Origin of the sequence: Nitrosomonas eutropha, assembly GCF_003201195.1 — a bacterium.
Classification (GTDB): Bacteria; Pseudomonadota; Gammaproteobacteria; order Burkholderiales; family Nitrosomonadaceae; genus Nitrosomonas; species Nitrosomonas eutropha.
Map to the genome: position 1 here is coordinate 1 of NZ_QICQ01000070.1, position 2,860 is coordinate 2,860.

General features: G+C 42.1%; 2 protein-coding genes and 1 pseudogene. All 3 read left to right on the forward strand.

Annotated features, from left to right (window positions below; all coding sequences use genetic code 11):
* Positions 1-92, forward strand: a pseudogene (locus C8R14_RS13110) (cytochrome C554); the annotation flags it as partial.
* 238 nt (positions 93-330) lie between these two features.
* The gene (locus C8R14_RS13115; protein WP_011634716.1) at positions 331-1,128 is read left to right on the forward strand and encodes a hypothetical protein; all 798 of its coding nucleotides are present in this window, start codon (positions 331-333) and stop codon (positions 1,126-1,128) included.
* Positions 1,129-1,286: 158 nt separating this feature from the next.
* Positions 1,287-2,753 (forward strand): DEAD/DEAH box helicase, encoded by a 1,467-nt coding sequence (locus C8R14_RS13120; protein WP_011634715.1) that lies wholly within the window; start codon positions 1,287-1,289, stop codon positions 2,751-2,753.
* The last annotated feature ends 107 nt before the right edge of the window (positions 2,754-2,860 follow it).

Here is a 2,860-nt window from a genome sequence, read left to right on the forward strand (position 1 = left end):
ACAAACTGGATGGCGTATTTGACGGAGAGCCTAAATTCAAGTTCCATGACGAATTCCAGGCCAATGCTAAAACTGCCAAAAAAGGAAAATAGAGAGTATCTATTAAGTTAGTTATGCTCTATTTTATCCCGAAAAGGTAAAAATACCTTTTCGGGATAAATCTAGGGTTGAAATTTTTACAATTTATTTATAATTCAGACATTATCCAGATTGATTATCAATCGATCGGGATTGCAATTACTGTCGATCTTTATTTTCGGTTCGGTAGACAAAATATACCGGGAGTCATTATTTTCAACCGTCGGAAAAGACGGTTTTTTATTTTTTGAGATGTTGAAGATATTTGATAGATTTCCGGAGGTGAGTGGCAGTCCTGTTCACAGAAAACGTGATTATTTTATCGCTGCATTTACGTTTTTTTGTGTTGCAATCAGCCTTGTAATTGATGCTCACGGGACGCTGTTGCTTCAAAATATATTAGGTGTTATTGCCTGGATTTTTTTGATTACATTACTTCGTGGTGAAAATCGCGAAATAAGAATGCAGGTTGTAATTGCAGTAGCTTTTGCAACAGCGGGTGAACATTTCGCATCAATTTATATGGGGGGGTATACCTACCGTCTGGAAAATGTTCCGTTGTATGTACCACCGGGTCATGGCATGGTTTATCTGACAGCGGTCGCGCTGGCACGATCTGGTTTTTTTCTCAAATATGCCAGGAAAATTACAGCATTTGTGGTGATCACTTGTGGTCTGTGGTCAGTATGGGGTATTAGCGGATTACCCGAACATGGTGACCAGGTGGGCGCATTGCTTTATGTAGTATTTCTGATTTATCTGTTCAAGGGCAGATCGCCATTGGTATATCTGGCCGCGTTCTTTATTACGACCTGGTTAGAACTGATTGGTACTGCTGCTGGCACTTGGCGGTGGGCTACTCTTGAACCAATATTCGAACTAACGCAAGGCAACCCGCCGAGCGGAGTTTCAGCCTGGTATTGTCTGGTAGATGCTGTTGCTATCAGTGGAGCACCAGTATTTCTGAATCTTTTCGACAGGATAGATGGTTTGTTCAAGTGGTTTAAAACCAAAAAAATTAATCTTAAAATAATTTTTAGCAGAAAATGAATACGGGTCTTGAGTTTTAGTTTGGGGACAGGGGTAATTTTAAGATTTTTTTGTGAATGATTAGTTAATGAAAAATTTGATGAATGTTGATTCTTGTCGTGTATGCTATTAAAACAATACCATTGAAAATTTTGTTTTACTTGTTGCAAAAATAAACTATGAGTAGTGATGTAACTTTTGAGCAGCTGGACTTGTCCAGTGAAATACTCCGGGCAGTTATTGATGAGGGGTACATTAATCCAACTCCGATCCAAGCCCAGGTTATTCCGCCGATTCTTGCCGGCAAAGATGTCATGGCCAGTGCACAGACGGGTACTGGTAAAACAGCCGGCTTTACTCTGCCTTTATTGCACCACCTGCAAGCACATGCGAGCTCTAGTACGTCGCCTGCCCGCCATCCTGTACGTGCTTTGATTATGGCTCCAACGCGTGAACTGGCCATGCAAATTGATGAAAGTGTCAGGAAGTATGGGAAGTATCTTGCTTTGCGAACCACTGTCGTTTTTGGCGGGGTCAATATAGAACCTCAGATAACAGAGTTGCGGAATGGGGTGGAAATACTGGTAGCCACACCTGGTCGATTGCTGGATCTGGTTGAGCACAAGGCTGTAAATTTCTCAAAAACAGAAATCCTGGTTCTTGACGAGGCCGATCGTATGCTGGATATGGGCTTTCTGCCGGATATCAAAAAAGTGATGGCGTTGTTACCTTCACAGCGACAGAGTCTGATGTTTTCCGCAACTTTCTCCGACGAGATCAGAAAACTTGCAGACGGTTTGCTGAAACATCCGGTTCGGATTGAAGTGGCAGCGCAGAATACAATAAATGAGTCTATTTCACATGTTGTTCACCGCATAAAACCAGAAAGTAAGTTTGCATTGCTGCTGCATCTCGTTAAACAGCAAGATCTGAAACAAGCACTTGTTTTTGTGAAAACAAAGCACGGAGCCTCCCAACTGGCACAAATGCTTTCTCACCATAAAATCTTGGCGCTTGCAATTCATGGAGATAAAAATCAGCAACAGAGAACACAAGCACTTTCTGAGTTCAAACATGGTGATGTGCAGATACTTGTAGCAACAGATGTAGCTGCGCGTGGCATTGATATTGAAAAATTATCGCATGTGGTCAATTATGAATTGCCCGGTAATCCCGAGGACTATGTGCATAGAATTGGCCGTACAGGCCGTGCTGGTAGTAAAGGAAAGGCAATTTCTCTGGTAAGTGAACATGAAACAGAGCTTCTGACCAGTATCGAAAAACTTCTGAACACTAAACTGGAGATAGAGCAGATTGCTGGTTTTGATGCGGAGTTATTTGTCAGGAGCTTGCCAGATCGTAAAAATAGGGTATCAGCCGATATTGCCCGGCGTAGCAATAAGCAAGCCGAAGTTGCTAATGGTGAGAAAACCAGAAAATATTCCGGATCACGCAGAAGCGCGCTACAAAATCATAAAGACCCCATTTTTACGCAACCCTATATTCCACAAGCAAATCCAGTGCAATTGGCAACTCCTAAGCAATCAGATGCTCAATCTTTGCTTCTCGCATACAGGCAAGAAAAAAAGATTATCCCTGCGTTATTTACTGCTCTTACAAAAAATAAAGCTGAGCAGAACAACTAGAGCATTTTTGGTTTACTTGTTTACATATCCACATGAAGCGAAGTAGTTGGCACACTCCTCCGGAGTGAACAGATCCAACACTTTGCCGATCTGTGCCCATAAGGCAT

Bases quoted from the DNA above. Each gene is read 5' to 3' on its own strand.
- C8R14_RS13115 (WP_011634716.1), top strand. From the start codon at position 331: ATGTTGAAGATATTTGATAGATTTCCGGAGGTGAGTGGCAGTCCTGTT.
- C8R14_RS13120 (WP_011634715.1), top strand. From the start codon at position 1,287: ATGAGTAGTGATGTAACTTTTGAGCAGCTGGACTTGTCCAGTGAAATA.